12 protein-coding genes, 1 pseudogene and 1 riboswitch are annotated in these 14752 nt (G+C 68.9%); of the genes and pseudogenes, 6 read left to right on the top strand and 7 right to left on the bottom strand.

Annotation, left to right across the window (positions count from 1 at the left end; all coding sequences use genetic code 11):
* Nucleotides 1–7: 7 nt before the first annotated feature.
* Nucleotides 8–1360, bottom strand: coding sequence for a M1 family metallopeptidase (locus ACFVJ3_RS19530; RefSeq protein WP_378453583.1), 1353 nt, complete (start codon nucleotides 1358–1360; stop codon nucleotides 8–10).
* Nucleotides 1321–5211 carry a Pls/PosA family non-ribosomal peptide synthetase gene (locus tag ACFVJ3_RS19525; RefSeq protein WP_378453582.1) on the bottom strand — a complete coding sequence of 1297 codons (3891 nt, stop codon included), beginning with the start codon at nucleotides 5209–5211 and terminating at the stop codon, nucleotides 1321–1323. The genes ACFVJ3_RS19530 and ACFVJ3_RS19525 overlap by 40 nt, the downstream gene beginning before the upstream one ends.
* A 220-nt stretch (nucleotides 5212–5431) precedes the next feature.
* Between ACFVJ3_RS19525 and ACFVJ3_RS19520 the strand changes: the two genes are divergently transcribed.
* Together ACFVJ3_RS19520 and ACFVJ3_RS19515 are read left to right on the top strand one after the other, a co-directional pair.
* Nucleotides 5432–6133: a YciI family protein gene (locus tag ACFVJ3_RS19520; RefSeq protein WP_378453581.1), complete on the top strand. Its 702-nt coding sequence runs from the start codon at nucleotides 5432–5434 to the stop codon at nucleotides 6131–6133.
* The gene (locus tag ACFVJ3_RS19515; protein WP_378453580.1) at nucleotides 6133–7368 is read left to right on the top strand and encodes an RNA polymerase sigma factor; all 1236 of its coding nucleotides are present in this window, start codon (nucleotides 6133–6135) and stop codon (nucleotides 7366–7368) included. The genes ACFVJ3_RS19520 and ACFVJ3_RS19515 overlap by 1 nt, the downstream gene beginning before the upstream one ends.
* Here the strand turns inward: ACFVJ3_RS19515 and ACFVJ3_RS19510 are convergent.
* Genes ACFVJ3_RS19510 through ACFVJ3_RS19495 form a run of 4 tightly spaced genes read right to left on the bottom strand, consistent with a single transcriptional unit; the run spans nucleotide 7365 to nucleotide 11518 of the window.
* Nucleotides 7365–8390 (bottom strand): agmatine/peptidylarginine deiminase, encoded by a 1026-nt coding sequence (locus ACFVJ3_RS19510; protein WP_378453579.1) that lies wholly within the window; start codon nucleotides 8388–8390, stop codon nucleotides 7365–7367. The genes ACFVJ3_RS19515 and ACFVJ3_RS19510 overlap by 4 nt on opposite strands.
* A complete protein-coding gene (locus tag ACFVJ3_RS19505; RefSeq protein ID WP_378453578.1) occupies nucleotides 8387–9385 on the bottom strand; it encodes a nitrilase-related carbon-nitrogen hydrolase in 999 nt (332 codons plus the stop codon). Before ACFVJ3_RS19505 ends, ACFVJ3_RS19510 begins: the two co-directional genes overlap by 4 nt.
* On the bottom strand, nucleotides 9382–10008 hold the full coding sequence (locus ACFVJ3_RS19500; protein WP_378453577.1) for a TetR/AcrR family transcriptional regulator: 627 nt from the start codon (nucleotides 10006–10008) through the stop codon (nucleotides 9382–9384). Before ACFVJ3_RS19500 ends, ACFVJ3_RS19505 begins: the two co-directional genes overlap by 4 nt.
* 28 nt (nucleotides 10009–10036) lie before the next feature.
* Complete coding sequence (locus ACFVJ3_RS19495; protein ID WP_378453576.1) at nucleotides 10037–11518, bottom strand: purine-cytosine permease family protein; 1482 nt, start codon at nucleotides 11516–11518, stop codon at nucleotides 10037–10039.
* Nucleotides 11519–11664: 146 nt separating this feature from the next.
* On the opposite strand from ACFVJ3_RS19495, the pseudogene ACFVJ3_RS19490 reads away from it, so the two are divergent.
* The 4 genes and pseudogenes from ACFVJ3_RS19490 to ACFVJ3_RS19475 form a co-directional block, all read left to right on the top strand.
* Nucleotides 11665–11859, top strand: a pseudogene (locus ACFVJ3_RS19490) (mammalian cell entry protein); the annotation flags it as partial.
* A 79-nt stretch (nucleotides 11860–11938) separates the two neighbouring features.
* Nucleotides 11939–12053: riboswitch (SAM riboswitch) on the top strand.
* A gap of 51 nt (nucleotides 12054–12104) precedes the next feature.
* Nucleotides 12105–13400, top strand: coding sequence for an aminotransferase class V-fold PLP-dependent enzyme (locus ACFVJ3_RS19485; RefSeq protein ID WP_378453575.1), 1296 nt, complete (start codon nucleotides 12105–12107; stop codon nucleotides 13398–13400).
* 4 nt (nucleotides 13401–13404) lie between these two features.
* The gene (locus ACFVJ3_RS19480; protein ID WP_368680942.1) at nucleotides 13405–13497 is read left to right on the top strand and encodes a putative leader peptide; all 93 of its coding nucleotides are present in this window, start codon (nucleotides 13405–13407) and stop codon (nucleotides 13495–13497) included.
* Nucleotides 13498–13546: 49 nt separating this feature from the next.
* On the top strand, nucleotides 13547–14173 hold the full coding sequence (locus ACFVJ3_RS19475) for a hypothetical protein (RefSeq protein WP_378453574.1): 627 nt from the start codon (nucleotides 13547–13549) through the stop codon (nucleotides 14171–14173).
* 5 nt (nucleotides 14174–14178) lie between these two features.
* Here the strand turns inward: ACFVJ3_RS19475 and ACFVJ3_RS19470 are convergent, their stop codons facing one another.
* Entirely contained in the window at nucleotides 14179–14688 is a 510-nt protein-coding gene (locus ACFVJ3_RS19470; RefSeq protein ID WP_378453600.1) for a flavin reductase family protein, read from the bottom strand.
* Between the last annotated feature and the right edge of the window lie 64 nt (nucleotides 14689–14752).

The following is a 14752-nucleotide window of genomic DNA, read 5'->3' as shown; positions in this document are numbered from 1 at the left end:
CCGCAGCTCACATCGGTGGCAGGGTCTTCTCCCCGAGCCAGGAATCCCAGAGCCGGCGCAGCGGTTCGTCGGTGTAATGGGTTGCCAGGTCGGTGAACTGCTCACTCGTGACCGTGGAGTGACGATGAGCCAGAGTCCACTGCCGCAGCAACGCGAAGAACTTGTCGTCGCCGAGCCGGCGTCGTAATGCATGGAGCGTGAGCGCGCCGCGCTTGTAGACGCGGTCGTCGAACATCAACTGCGGCCCCGGATCGGCGATCACCAGATCCTGCGGTTTCCGGGCCAGGCCCTGATGCGCCTGGACTGCGAGTCGGTGCGCCGAAGGCCCACCGGAGTTCTCCGACCAGATCCACTCCGCGTAACAGGCGAAGCCCTCGTGCAGCCAGATGTCCCGCCACTGGCCGAGTGTCAGGCTGTTGCCGAACCACTGGTGGGCGAGCTCGTGCGCCACCAGCCGTTCGGACCAGCGCCGGCCGGTGCAGTGATTGGCGCCGAAGATCGACAGTCCCTGCGCCTCGAGCGGGATCTCCAACTCGTCGTCCGTGACGACCACCGTGTAGTCGGCGAACGGGTAGGGGCCGAACAACCGGCCGAACACGTCCATCATCTGAGGCTGCCTGCCGAAGTCCACGTCGAACGACGCACGCAGTCGCGGCGGGTGGACGGCGAACATCGGAACACCGCCCGACGCGAAGCTCCGGCGTTCGTACGGTCCGATCTGGATGGTGGCCAGATAACTCGCCATCGGCTCGGTCTGCTCGTACACCCAGGTCGTCTGGCTCGCCCGAGTCTGCTTGCTGACCAGTGCACCGTTGGCCACCGTGTAGTACGGCGAATCGGTCGTGATCGAGATGCGGTAACTGGCCTTCGAACTCGGGTGGTCGTCGCAGGGGAACCAGGACGCGGCCCCATTGGGCTGACTGGCGACGAGTGCGCCCTCGGACAGTTCCTCCCAGCCGACCTCGCCCCACACGCTGCGGATCGGTTTCGGGGTACCGCCGTACTGGACGGTGAGCACCAGGGCGCCGCCTGCCGGGATCGTCTGGGCAGGCGTGACGATCAGCTTGCCGTTCCGGTGCAGCCACTTCGTGTTGCGGGAACCGTTGGTCGCGACCTTCGTGACGTGCAGGTTGGACGCCAGATCCAGCGCGAACCGCGTACGGGCCTCGGTGGTGACCGCCGTGATCGTGGCCTTGCCTGCCAGCCGGTTGCTGTGGACCTTGTAGGTGAGGTCGAGTTCGTACCGGGACACCCGGTACCCGCGGTTGCCGTTCTGGGGGAGGTACGGATCGACCGGCTCGTCGATCCCCTTGTCGAGCTTCACGTCGCCGGCCACGGGGCGATCGGGTTGCCCTGCCATCGCGTGGACGGCGGCACCGTGTCGCCGCGCATGACGAGTGAGGCCGGACCGACCGTGGCGCCTTCGCCGATCCGGGCGGCGGGCAGCGCGACACAATGCGGGCCGAGGGTGGCGCCCGCTCCGAGGATGACGGTGTCCATGGACATGATCCGATCATGGAACAGGTGAGTCTGCACGACACACCCCCGTTCCACGGTCGCGCCGTCGCCCAGCGTCACGAGATCCGCCTCGGGGAGCCAATAGGTCTCACACCACACACCCTTGCCGATGGTGGCGCCGAGGCCCCTCAACCAGACGTTGAGCACGGCAGTGCCGGTGGCGGCACGGGCGAACCAGGGCGCGGCGACGGTCTCCACGAAGGCATCCGACACCTCGTTCCGCCACACGAACGAACTCCACAACGGGTGCTCGATCTTCCCGATCCGACCCACCACCAGCCACTTCGCGATCACGGAGATCAGCCCGGCGACCGCGCCCGCGACGAGGAGGACGATTCCACTGGCCAGCGCCGCGAGCCAGAAGCCGACGCGGTCGGCCATCGCCTGCAGCGCGAACAGCACGCCGAGGCCGATTCCGAACGTCACCATCACCGGGATGAGGCGGCACGTCTCCACGAACGCGCGCGCGACCTTGAGCCGGACCGGGGGACGGAACGTGCGGGACGCGTCGGTGTCGCCCGGCGCCCTACGGAGGCGGACGGGGGGACTGCCCAGCCAGGACGAACCGGATTTCGCCTTCGACGGCGTGGCCGAGAGCACCGCGACGAGACCGTTCTTCGGGACCCGCCGGCCGGGACCGGTCATCCCGGAGTTGCCGAGGAAGGCGCGCTTGCCGACCTTCGCGTGTTCGATGTGCATCCAGCCGCCGCCGAGTTCGTAACTCGCGATCATCGTGTCGTCGGCGAGGAACGCGCCGTCCGCCACGGTGGTGAACTTCGGCAGCATGAGGACGGTCGACGCTTCCACGTTCTTGCCGATCCGAGCGCCGAGCAACCGCAGCCATCCCGGCGTCAGCAGGCTCGCGTACAGCGGGAACAGGAAGGTGCGGGCGGAGTCCATGAGTCGTTCGGTGGCCCACACCTGCCAGCCGATGCGACTACGAACCGGGTGGTACCCCTCGCGCAGCGCGATGGACAGCAACCGGACGGACACGACGGTGAGGACGGCGAACACGGCGAGGCTGACGAGCGTCGCGGCGGGCAAGATCACCAGCGACTGAAGTACGGCGGACCCGATCGTGCCGGCGTCGCGGATCCACCACCCGATGACCACGATGCCGGCGACGAGGGCGAAGATCGGCAGTCCGGCGATGAGCATCGACGTCACGCCGAAGATCGGCACCCAGTAGGACGCGCGACGCGGGGTCTCCTCCGGCCACGGGTGGACGGCCTTGCCGACCTTGACCGCCGGTGAACCGGCCCAGTGCTGATTGGCCTTCACACGTCCGAAGACGGCGGAACCGGCCTCGACTTCGGCGTTGCGCCCGATGGTGGCGCCGGGAACCAGCGTGGACCGGGCACCCACCGACGCACCCGGACCGATCTTGATCGCACCGATGTGGACAACGTCTCCGTCGACCCAGTGCCCGGACAGATCGACCTCGGGTTCCACGGAGCAACCGTCGCCGAGTTCGAGCATGCCGGTGACCGGCGGGAGCGTGTGCAGGTCGACTCCCTTGCCGACCTTGGCGCCGAGCGCCCGCGCGTAGTAGAGCATCCACGGCGCGCCGGACAGGTTCGCGGCGCCGCTGGCCTCCGTCAGGCGCAGCGCGACCCACAGTCGCAGGTGCTCGCTGCCGCCTCGGGGATACGTTCCCGGTTCGAGTCCGCGCAGCAGGATCCGTGAACCGATCACCGAGATCGCCATCCGGCCGACCGGGCTGATGAACGCGAGGAACGCGAGCAGAATCCACCACCACGACACCGTGGGAGCCCACGACACCGTCGTGAACCACGAGAAGACGTTGTTCGCGATGGCCAGCCACGTGACCCACTGCAGGCCCGTGAGTGTGGTGAGCGGAACCGTGGCCGCGATCTGCGCGAGCTGGCTTCGACGCGGAGTCGGCGTGACGATGCGGGGTTCGGCGGCGTCGATCGGCGCCAGCTCGTCGAGGTATTCCGCGAGCGAACCGAGCCGCGGATGGTCGTAGAGCTGCGCGACCGTCACTTCGGGGAACCGTTCGCGCAGTGCCGTGACCAGCTGGGCTGCCGAGAGGGATCCGCCGCCGAGCTCGAAGAAGTCGTCGTCGGAGCCCGTGATCTCGGCGCCGAGAATCGCCGTCCACAGCCCGGCGACCCAGGCCTGCGTGCCCTCGAGCCCCAGTTTCTCCGCGGCGTCGTCGACACCCGGCGGGGGCCAGGGCAGGGCGTTCCGGTCGACTTTGCCGGACGTGCGGGTGGGGAGTTCGTCGACCCGCACCAGCCGGGGAACCAGCGCCGCCGGCAGCTGCTCGGTGAGCGCCGCGTGCGCCGCCTTGAGGTCGAATTCGGGGTTGGTGCTGGCCAGATAGCCGACGAGGATCTGGTGACCGGCACCGGTCCTGCGCACGGCCGCGGCCGCACCGCCGACGCCGGGAAGGTTCTGCAGGGCGTTGTCGACCTCACCCAGTTCGATCCGCCTGCCACCGAGTTTCACCTGATCGTCGGCGCGACCCTGGAACAGGAGTCCGCGGCGGTCGAGGCGGACGAGGTCGCCGCTGCGGTAGGCGCGATCCCAGCCGAGTGTCGGCATCGGCGCGTACTTCTCGGCATCCTTGTCGGGGTCGAGGTAGCGGGCCAGACCGACACCGCCGATGACCAGTTCGCCGACCTCGCCCTCGGGTACGGGTTCACCGGATCCGTCGACCACCGCGAGGTCCCAGCCGTCCAGCGGGAGACCGATGCTGACCGGACTCCTGCCGTCCATCCGCGCGCCGCAGGCCACGACGGTCGCCTCGGTGGGGCCGTACGTGTTCCACACCTCGCGTCCGTCGACGGCGAGCCGCTCCGCCAATTCGGGTGGGCAGGCCTCGCCGCCGAAGATCAGCAGGCGCACGGCCTCGAGGGCCTCGGCCGGCCACAGCGATGCCAGGGTCGGCACCGTCGAGACGATGCTGACGTCGCGTGCGACGAGCCACGGGCCGAGGTCCATGCCGCTGCGCACCAGGGACCGGGGCGCGGGCACGAGGCAGGCGCCGTGACGCCACGCGAGCCACATCTCCTCGCAGGACGCGTCGAACGCGACCGACAGCCCGGCCAGTACCCGGTCTCCGGGCCGGATCGGGTCTTCCTGCAGGAACATCCGGGCTTCGGCATCCACGAACGCCGCCGCGTTGCGATGGTTCACCGCGACACCCTTCGGGGTGCCGGTGGATCCGGAGGTGAAGATGATCCAGGCGTCGTCGTCGACGGTCGGCGGGCGGGCGCTCGGTGACTCGGCCCTGGCCGGCGCCGTGCCCGCGGTGATCCCGGTGCCGGTCACCACGCACCGGACCTGCGCCTCACCGAACACGAGTTCGGCGCGTTCCTCGGGGTCGTCCGCGTCGACCGGCACGTAGGCGGCGCCGACGGCGAGCGTCGCCAGGATGGCGACGTAGAGCGAGCAGGACCCGGAGGGCATACGGATTCCGACGCGATCGCCGGCCCCGACTCCCGATTCGGCCAGGACCTCCGCGGTCTGCCGGATCTCCTCGAGCAGTTCCTGGTAGGTCAGCGACGTCGAGCCGTCGTCGATCGCCGGGGCTTCGGGGTTCGCCTCGGCCGTCGCGACCAGGATGTCGACGAGGGTGCGCGGCGCCGGTGCGAATTCACGGCGGAGGAATTCCCGGGGTATACGGAGCGACAGGTCCGAATCCGTCGGCGACTGGAGAGACAATCCAGAATTCCTTCTCTGAGCGGGTGGTGGTGCGTACGGCTCGTTATCTCACGATCAAGTGGCCAGATGGTGAACAGTTGGTGGTTGGCAAAGCTTCTTCGACCATTCTTCACCCGCAGTTGCCACTTCTCTAATCTCACATGTCGAAGTTTCCCCCGCTTCTTCGTCGTCTGGTCAGAAGGAGCACCCGAGTTCCTTCTTTTCGAGGAAGGATGACCTCATGTACTACCTGGCATTGCTGGCCGACGAGAAGAACGCCACCGAATGGGCACCGGACAGTCCGGAGTTCGCGGTGGCCGTTGCGCGCCACCAGGCGTTCACGGAGAGAGCGGGCTCCGCGATCGTCGGAGGTGGTGCCTTGTATCCGAGCGCGGAGGCGGCGACCATCCGGAACGAGGGCGGCCGCGCGCTGATCACGGACGGTCCGTTCGCGGAGACCGCGGAGGTGATCGGCGGCTTCTACGTTCTCGAGGGACCGGACCTGGACGAGGTGCTGAATGTCGCGCGGCACATCCCCGAGGCGATCATCGAGTTGTGGCCGATGTTCGAGTGGATGCCCGTGACCGATCAAAAAGGCTGCTGGATGGCGCTGCTCCGCGAACCGGTGGCGGCGGCGGTGTCACCGGGAACACCCCAGTGGGACGAGGGGATGGCCGAGCACGAGAAGTTCGGTCGCCTCGCCGGGTCCGCGGTGCGTGGTGGCGGAGCCCTGTATCCGCCGGACTCCGCGACGACGATCCGCGTCCGCGACGGGGAACTTCTTCTCACCGACGGCCCCTTCGCCGAAACCGCCGAGGTCGCGAACGGCCTGTACGTGCTCGCAGCCGACGACCGGGAGAGCGCGATCGCGTTGTCGGCGAAGATCCCGGTGTCGCCGAAAGGCTGCATCGAACTCCGGCAGATCGTCGCCTTCGCCGAGTAATGGACGGCGACACGCTGAGCCGCGTCTTCCGGGAGGAGTCCGGTCGGGCGCTGGCCACCGTGGCTCGGATGGTCGGCGATCTGTCCCTCGCGGAAGACGCGGTGCAGGAGGCGTTCGCCGAAGCGATCCGCAGCTGGCCGGGGGCGGGGATGCCGAAGAACCCGGGAGCCTGGATCACGACCGTCGCCCGCAACCGGGCACTGGACCGGTTGCGTCGGGAGTCGTTGCGCGGCGACAAGGAGCATGATGCGGCGCGGCTCGTTCCGCCTCCGGACGAGGAAGAGGTGTGGCCGGTGCGGGACGACCAGTTGCGGCTCATGTTCACGTGCTGCCACCCCGCGCTGTCTCCGGAGTCGCAGGTCGCGTTGACTCTCCGTCTGGTGGCCGGGCTGAGGCCGGCGGAGATCGCCCGGTTGTTCCTCGTCCCGGAACCGACCGTTTCCCAACGGCTCAGCCGCGCGAAGTCGAAGATCCGGACGGCCGGTATCCCGTTCCGGGTTCCGCCCGACCATCTGCTGCCCGAGCGCACCCCGCAGGTGCTCGCCTGCATCTATCTGGTGTTCACCGAGGGCTATTCGGCGACGTCGGGCGACACCGCGATCCGGGACGAACTCTGCGAGGAGGCGCTGCGGATCGGCCGCTTGCTGTGCGAGCTGATGCCCGACGAGGGTGAGGCGTGGGCGCTGATGGCGCTCATGCTGTTTCACGACAGCAGGCGCGCCCAGCGAACGGACGGCGCGGGTGATCTCGTCCCCCTCGAGGACCAGGACCGTCGGCGCTGGGACCGGGCGAAGATCGAGGAAGGCGTCGTGTGCCTGCGGGCCGCACGGCGCAGGGGAGGCGGTCCGTACGGCGCGCAGGCCACGATCGCGGCCGCCCACGCGACCGCGCCGAACTGGGCGGCCACCGAGTGGAACACCGTCGTCGCCGGATACGACGAACTCGCCACGTACGGTGACTCGCCCGCTGTCCGCCTCAATCGTGCTGTCGCAGTGAGCTTCCGTGACGGCCCCGACGCCGGCCTCGCCGAGTTGGACGCGCTCGCCGGGGAGTCGAGGCTGGCGCGGACGCACACCATGCACGCGACCCGCGCCGACCTGCTGCGCCGAGCGGGCAGGCCGGCGGAGGCGAGCGCGGAGTACCGCGCCGCGATCGGCCTGGCGGCGAACGAACCGACCCGGCGATTCCTGGTGAGGCGGCTCGCGGAGGTGGACAGCGAGAACAGTGCCCGCTAGATCCGCCCGCGAGGCTGGTGCTGGGTGATGCAGTGGATGCCGCCGCCCCGAGCGAAGATCTGCCGGGCATCGACCGTGACGACGCGGCGACCTGGGTAGACGCTAGACAGGATGTCGCGGGCGAGGGCGTCGTGGGGGTCGTCGAAGCCGCACGCGATGACGCCGCCGTTGACGACGAGATGATTGATGTAGCTGTAGTCGACCCAGCCCTCCTCGTCACGCAGGACCGTCGGGGCGGGCACCTCGACGATCCGCCACGGCGTACCGGAACGGTCACAGCTGTCGGACATCACCTTCAGGATCTCGGCGGTCACCTCGTGGTCGGGGTGGGATCGGTCGCGCTGGGAGTGCACCAGAGCCACCCCGGGTGCGGGCAGCGCCGCGACGATGTCCACGTGCCCCTTGGTGCCGAATTTCTCGGAATCCCGCGTCAGGCCGCGAGGGAGCCAGACGACGTGCTCGGCACCGATCGTGCGCGCGAGCTCCGCCTCGACTCCCGCCGCGTCCAGGCCGGGGTTGCGCAGCGGGTCGAGTTGCACGGTCTCGGTGACGAGCACGGTGCCGCGACCGTCGACCTGCATCCCGCCGCCCTCGTTGACCATCGACGACGGGACCGGCTCCGCACCGGACCACCGGGTGACAGCCGAGGCGATCGACCGGTCGCGACCCCAGGTGGCCCACTCCTGTTGTCCCCAGCCGTTGAACGTCCAGTCGACGGCACCGAGACGGTCGTTCTCGTCGAGGACGAACGTGGGTCCGATGTCGCGCATCCAGGCGTCGTCGAGGGGAGCCTCGACCACGTCGATGTCGGAGGACAGGTATTGCCGGGCGACGGTCCGGTCCGCCGGATCGATGACCATGGTGACCGGTTCGAATTCGGCGATCGTGTGGGCGACGGCCGTCCACGCGGTCCGCGCCTCGTGCGCGTCGTCCGCGGTCGCGGTCATCGAGGCCCCGACGGGCGGGAACGCCATCCACACCCGGTCCTGCGGTTCGGTCTCGCTCGGCATCCGCCAGGTCATGACCGGGTCTCCGCGGCGGTTAGCGTCGCCGGAAGTCCGTAGGGGTGCTCGTGGTCCACGGGATCCGTCAGCCGGGTGTACGTGTCCGGCCGGCGGGTGGTCAGGAACGGGAAGAGGTCGAGCCAGTCCTTGCGCTGATCGAGGTCGAGATCGGCCACCAGGACCGCCTCGTCGTCGCGGGGCGCCGACACCAGCACGCGGCCGTAGGGGTCGGAGATGAACGAGGAACCGTAGAAGTCGATGCCCCCCTCGTTGCCGCAGCGGTTCGGGACCACCATGAATGTGCCACTGGTGATGCCATTTCCGACGATCACGTGCTGCCAGATCGGCTGGGTGTCGAAGGACGGGACGCTCGGCTCCGATCCGATCGCGGTGGGGTAGACCAGGATTTCGGCGCCGCCGAGCGAATACATCCGCGCGACTTCGGGGAACCATTCGTCCCAGCACGTCGGCAATCCGATGGCGGCACCGTGCAGTTCGGCCGGGCGGTAGACGGGGTAGGCGTCGTCGGCGGGACCGCCGCGGAAGTAGGTGTCCTCGTAGTAGCCGGCGCTGACGGGGATGTGCAGCTTGCGGGTCCGGGAGAGCAGTTCGCCGGACGGGGCGACGAGGATGGCGGTGTTGAAACCGAGACCGTCCGGGGCGTCGGCTCGTTCGTAGAGGGAGGCGTGGACGCAGACCCCGTGCCGGGCAGCGGCGGCCGCCGCGAAACGGTACGTCGGCCCGGTCATGAGCTCCTCGGCGTCGCGGCCGGGGGTCCCGGTCGCGCGGGTGTCGGCGGGGTACTTCGACAGCGTGAGTTCCGGCAGGAACACCACCGCGGCGCCGAGTGCGGCCGCCTCGCCGATCGCGTCGGTCAACGCGGTGCGCAATGCGTCCGCATCGGGACGCCAGCGGTGCTGCACCAGCCCGACCCGCAGCGGCGTGCGGGCGGATTCGGTGAAGCGCGCCGGTGAGGACGGTGCGGGCAGTGCGGTGATCGTGCGGATGGTCATGGTTCTTCCTTCGGTGTGGATGTGACGGGGGTGTCGGCAGTGGGGTGGGTGGGTTCGGACATCACGACGTCGATCGCGCCGAGCAGGTGGGCGTGGGCGTCCTCGGTGGTGATCTCCTTGCAGAGCCACCGCCCGGACAGTCCCTCGACGAGGGCGGTCATCGTGACCGCGGTGCGCTGGGGGTCGAGCGAGGGGGAGATCTCTCCGGTCGCCTGCGCCTGCCCGATCGCGTCGGCGATCTCGGCGACCCAGGCCGCGGTGGTGCGGGCGAGCGGCTCCCGCAGTGCCACCTCGTACACGGCGGCGGCGCGTAACTCGTTCCAGGCCAACGAGTTCTCCAGCACCTCGGGGCGATCCTGAATTTCCCCGAGGAGAGAGCGGGTGAGGCGGTCGCGGGCGGAGTCGCTCGATCCCTCACCCTCGCTGCGGTAGGCGCGCGCACGGTCGTTGATGTAGTTCAGGGCGGCCTCGAGGAGGCCGATACGATCCTTGAAGTGGTAGTACAGCAGGCCCGGCGACACGCCCGCGACCTCGGCGACATCGTTGACGCGAAGCCCGCGGATACCTCGTTGGGCAATGGCCGTCGCGCTGGCCTTCAGAATCGCATCGCGTCGCTCGCTCATCGGTAAATCTCCTTCGGTTCGTGTCGTCCTAGGACGTCGGCGCCTCGACCGGGGCCACGTGTTCGGGCCACAGTCGCAGCGCGACGAGGTAGCCGGCCACGGCGATGGCCGACGATCCGACAAGACTGACATCGACACCGTGCGCGATGTCGGCAAGGGGCCCGGAGTACAGCGACGTGTCGACGGCGAGGATGCCGAACACCGACCCGGCCGCCCACGGGACGACGGCGCGCAGGTTCCAGCCGCCGGTGAACCAGTACCGCCCACCCTTGCGGCCCAGGTTGAAGACCTGGAGGTCGACCGCGTCGTACTGCCCTCGCCGCGCAATCAGGAAGCCGGCGACGTTGATCGCCACCCACGGCGCGGCGAAACCGTTGAGCACCAGGGTCATCGCGGTGATCGAATCGACGGCGTCGACGACGAAGACGCCGATGTAGAGCAGGGCCACCGCGAGCGCCGACGTGATCAGCGTGGTGTGGACGCGGCGCAACCGGGGGATCAGCGCTTCCAGGTCGAGGCCGCTGGCGTAGACGTTGAGGACGCCCTGCCCGAGTCCGCCCGCGAGGGCGACGAGGACGATCGGCAGCACGTACCAACCGGGCGCCTCCGCCACCAGGTCGGCAACGTAGGAGGCGCTGAGCGTGGTGAACGTCGAGGCGGTGAACGACCCGAACGCCGCGGTCAGGAACAGTCCGAAGAAGATGCCGGCCATGGTGGCCGCGACGATCGAACGGTCGCTGAACCGCACCCGGGAGATCCGCCTGCTGTAGTCGCCGAGCGTCGGGGCGTACGACAACGGACCGCCGACGGCGAGGACCACGGCCAGAATCCAGGTGGGCCAGAATCCGCCGAGGAGATAGTCGCCGCCGCCCGCGCCGCCGTCGAAGCGACCACCGAATGCGAAGACACCGAGCAGGAGCAGCGCGGCGACGACGGGCAGCACGAACTTCTGGAGCGCGACCACCGTGCCGTGGCCGAACAGCGCGACGGCCACGATCTCGGCGGCGATGATGCCGTAGCCGAGCGCGAGCATGCCGTTGTCGACCGGGGTGCCGAGCAGGCGGTGGGCGGCGGCAATCAGCGCGTCACCCGAGGTCCAGACCGCGATCGCGGCGTACGCGAGGGCGAAGAGCAGCGTGAGACCGGATCCGATCATCCGTCCGCTCACTCCGAAATGCGCACCACTCGACACGGTGTTGTTCGTGCCGGTGCGCGGACCCAGGAGTGACAGGGGAGCGATGAGGAGCGTGCCGAGGCCGATGCCGACCGCGCTGGCCGCGACCGCGCTGCCGAACCCGAGCCCGAACGTGATGGGGAGCCAGCCGAACACGATCACCGAGAACGCCAGGTTGCCGCCGAAGAACACGGCGAGCATGTTGAGCGGTCGCGAATCGCGCTCCGATTCGGGGATGTACTCCACGCCGATCGTTTCGACGTGTCCGAAGCGGTCCTCCGGCGGGGAGGGGGCGGTGTCGTCGAGGGGCGTCGCCGGGTCGAGATTCGTGGACACTGCGGACCTCACATTCTGGGGGCGGAGGTGACCGTCATCACGTCCTGTTGGGTACCGAAGATATTCCAAACTGAAAATTCAGTCAAGACCTGCGAGCGACGTGCACCACCGATGGCGGTGCGAAGTTTGCGCTACGACGACCGGGCTTCCCGCAGAACACCGCCGCGTCCTGTGCGGCTCCGCAGGGCAGTCTCGGCGTCCGCAGCGCGAACCGGATCGTGTTCGGCGACCCCGCCGCCGTGCGGCCGTGGGACTGCACACCCAAGAAGGACCCGAACAGGTTGGCCCTCAACCCGATTGCACATCAGCTCGCCCCGCTCCGCGCGGCGACCCCCAACTGACGCGAGTTCACGGGCGCGGATCCCGGACTCCCGGGTTTCGGGTTGACAACTGCGCGTCGATCCTGCAATCTTCGAAACAGGTCACGAGTACCAGCGTCAAGCCCCGGCTAGCTGGTCGGCAACCCTCCACCGCGGCGGGGTGCTCCGGGTGACGACCAGGCTGAGGTCCATACCGGATCCGGCAAGCGCGGACTCCGAGAGGGCACCGACCCTGCGACGAGTCCCTGACTACTAGGGATGTCGTGATGACTGCTGTATTGACCGCTGACGTGTGTGTTGCCCCCCTGGCTCAAGTTTCGGGCTCCGACCTGCGGGTTCCGCTCGTTCAGGGCGGTGACTGCACCTACGTCAACTTCGACTACGCCGCCAGTGCGCCGGCGTTGGCGCAGGTGACCGACCGAATCGGGGCACTGCTTCCGACGTACTCCAGCGTGCACCGCGGCGCCGGCTACGCGTCGCGGGTGTCGACCGAGTGCTACGAGAAGGCCCGCGACTCGGTCGCCCGGTTCGTCGGAGCCGGCGAGGACCAGGTGGTGGTCTTCACCCGGAACACGACCGACTCGTTGAATCTGCTCGCCGGCTGTGTCCCCGGCAGCACCGTGGTCCTCGACATCGAGCACCACGCGAACCTGCTGCCGTGGAAGAACTCTCGTGTCGTGAGGGCGGCGGACACGCTGGACGAGACCGTCCGCCTGCTCGTCGCCGAACTGTGCTCCAAGCCCACCGCCCTGCTCGCGGTGACGGGAGCGTCCAACGTGACCGGCGAGGTGCTGCCGATCGCCGCCCTCGCCGAGGTGGCGCATCGTTGCGGCGCACGGATTCTCGTCGACGCCGCTCAGCTCGCACCGCACCGACGCATCGACATCGAGGAGTGGGGTGTCGACTACCTCGCCTTCTCCGGGCACAAGCTGTATGCCCCCTTCGGCTCCGGCGTGCTGGTGGGCCGCCGGGACTGGCTCGACGCCGCCGAGCCCTACCTCGCAGGCGGCGGAGCGGTCCGGAACGTGACCGTCGAATCCACCCAGTGGGCGCCCGCCCCCGCCCGGCACGAGGCGGGGTCGCCCAACGTGCTCGGCGCGGCGGCGCTCGCCGCCGCGTGCGATGCGCTGTCCGAGCTGGACTTCGGCACGGTGGCCGAACACGAGGCGGCGCTCACCGGCCGGCTCCTCGACGGCCTCGGCTCCGTCGACGGCCTGGAGTTCCTGCGGCTGTGGTCGGACGCGCCCGACACCGTGGGGATCGTGACGTTCACGATCGACGGGTTCGAGCCGGGAGAGATCGCCGCCTACCTGTCCGCCGAGCACGGAATCGGAGTTCGCGACGGGCGTTTCTGCGCCCATCCGCTGCTGGGACGCCTCGGCCGGCCCGACGGCGCCGTGCGCGTGAGTGTGGGTCTCGGAAGCTGCTCCGAGGACGTGGATCGGCTGGTCGACGCGGTGCGCACCCTGGTGGCGGGGCGCCGGAACTGGACCTACGCCAAGGAGAGCGGCCAGTGGAATCCGGTGCCGGAGACTCGTTTTTCGCGGGACGCGCTAGTATGACCGCATGGCATCGCAGGCTGGGAGCACAATGATTGCTCACTGGTGCCGTCGGCATGTCGATCTGTGCCGAACCGCCTCGGGTATGTGTTCGAGCTGACCGGTCTTCCAGCTCCGTTTCATTCACACGTCATTCCCGAGGAACCCCAATGTCTCGAGACAATGTCTTCGCTTCCCGTCCCCTTCGCGTCGCCGTCGAACTGACCGGATCGGGCCACCACCCGGCGGCCGAGGGTGCCGCAGGCACGCGGCCGATCAACGGCGCGGACTACTGGGTGGACCTGACCGCCGACTCGACGGATCAGCTCGACCTCACGTCGTTCCCGCCGAACGTCGTCCGTATCCGGGCGTCCGATCTGCGTGAGGCGCAGCAGGAACGGGCGCGGATCCGCGCCGAACTCGTCGCCGACGGTCGCGACCCCGACGGCGTCACCGTCCTGGTGGACCTCGAGGTGCTCATCGCCGGAGAGGCCCGCGCCGCGCGTAAGGAGCTGGCCCTCCTCGACAGCGCGCTGGAGACACCGCGTGCTCCGTTGTCGTTGCAGTACATCGGAACTCCGGTCGGCCTTGCCGGGCTCATCGCCGACATCCAGGCGGCCGGCGTCGCCGACGGTGTGACCCTGCTGCCGCTGTCGCTGCCCAGGGTTCTGGAGCAGCTCGTCGACGGCACCCTCCCGTGGCTGGAGGAGCGAGGTCTCGTCACCTCCGCCGACGCCGTCGACGAAGCACTGCGTCGCTTCGACCTCCCCCTCCGCGAGCGGGTACTGGCGTCCTGAGCAGGTCAGTTGCCGTTGTTCGCTGAACCCAGCGGCGTGGGCCGGTAGTACCGGCCCTCGTGATACAGCAGGGGAGCCGACGCGGAATCGTCGTCTGCCTCGGCATGGACTCGGGTGACGAGGCCGATGACGAGTGTGTGATCGCCGACGGGAATCAGCTGGTCCACGATGACCCGCAACCAGCTGGGAGTTCCGTGGAGGACCGGTTCGCCGGTGTCGAGTCGCGCCCAGAGGGACACGTCGGCGAACCGCTGGTCGGCGCTTCGGGAGAATCGCTGAGCCAGGTGCTGCTGGTGCTCGCCGAGGAGGTGGATCACCAGCGAATCCGCGGAATGGAGTGCCTCGATGCTGGACGAGGTGTTCGCGATGTTGAAAGACACCAACGGCGGGTCCAGTGAGACGGACGAGAACGAGGATGCGGTGAAGCCGACGGGGCCGGATCCCGCGTCGAGGGTCACGATGGTGACGCCCGCCGGGTGACGACGCAGGGCTGCGCGGTAATCCTCTGCGCAGATTCCGGGGGCGAGTTGAGGGTCGCGGGGGAGGTCCGAACCATCGACGGTTTCGGCGTTCTCGGCT

Source organism: Rhodococcus sp. NPDC127593 (genome assembly GCF_042671975.1).
Lineage (GTDB): Bacteria > Actinomycetota > Actinomycetes > Mycobacteriales > Mycobacteriaceae > Rhodococcus_F.
Note: the sequence above shows the minus strand (reverse complement) of the source record. Positions and strands in the feature narration are given on the sequence as shown.

Bases quoted from the DNA above. Each gene is read 5' to 3' on its own strand.
- ACFVJ3_RS19530 (WP_378453583.1), bottom strand. From the start codon at position 1,360: ATGGCAGGGCAACCCGATCGCCCCGTGGCCGGCGACGTGAAGCTCGAC.
- ACFVJ3_RS19520 (WP_378453581.1), top strand. From the start codon at position 5,432: ATGTACTACCTGGCATTGCTGGCCGACGAGAAGAACGCCACCGAATGG.
- ACFVJ3_RS19515 (WP_378453580.1), top strand. From the start codon at position 6,133: ATGGACGGCGACACGCTGAGCCGCGTCTTCCGGGAGGAGTCCGGTCGG.
- ACFVJ3_RS19510 (WP_378453579.1), bottom strand. From the start codon at position 8,390: ATGACCTGGCGGATGCCGAGCGAGACCGAACCGCAGGACCGGGTGTGG.
- ACFVJ3_RS19505 (WP_378453578.1), bottom strand. From the start codon at position 9,385: ATGACCATCCGCACGATCACCGCACTGCCCGCACCGTCCTCACCGGCG.
- ACFVJ3_RS19500 (WP_378453577.1), bottom strand. From the start codon at position 10,008: ATGAGCGAGCGACGCGATGCGATTCTGAAGGCCAGCGCGACGGCCATT.
- ACFVJ3_RS19485 (WP_378453575.1), top strand. From the start codon at position 12,105: ATGACTGCTGTATTGACCGCTGACGTGTGTGTTGCCCCCCTGGCTCAA.
- ACFVJ3_RS19480 (WP_368680942.1), top strand. From the start codon at position 13,405: ATGGCATCGCAGGCTGGGAGCACAATGATTGCTCACTGGTGCCGTCGG.
- ACFVJ3_RS19475 (WP_378453574.1), top strand. From the start codon at position 13,547: ATGTCTCGAGACAATGTCTTCGCTTCCCGTCCCCTTCGCGTCGCCGTC.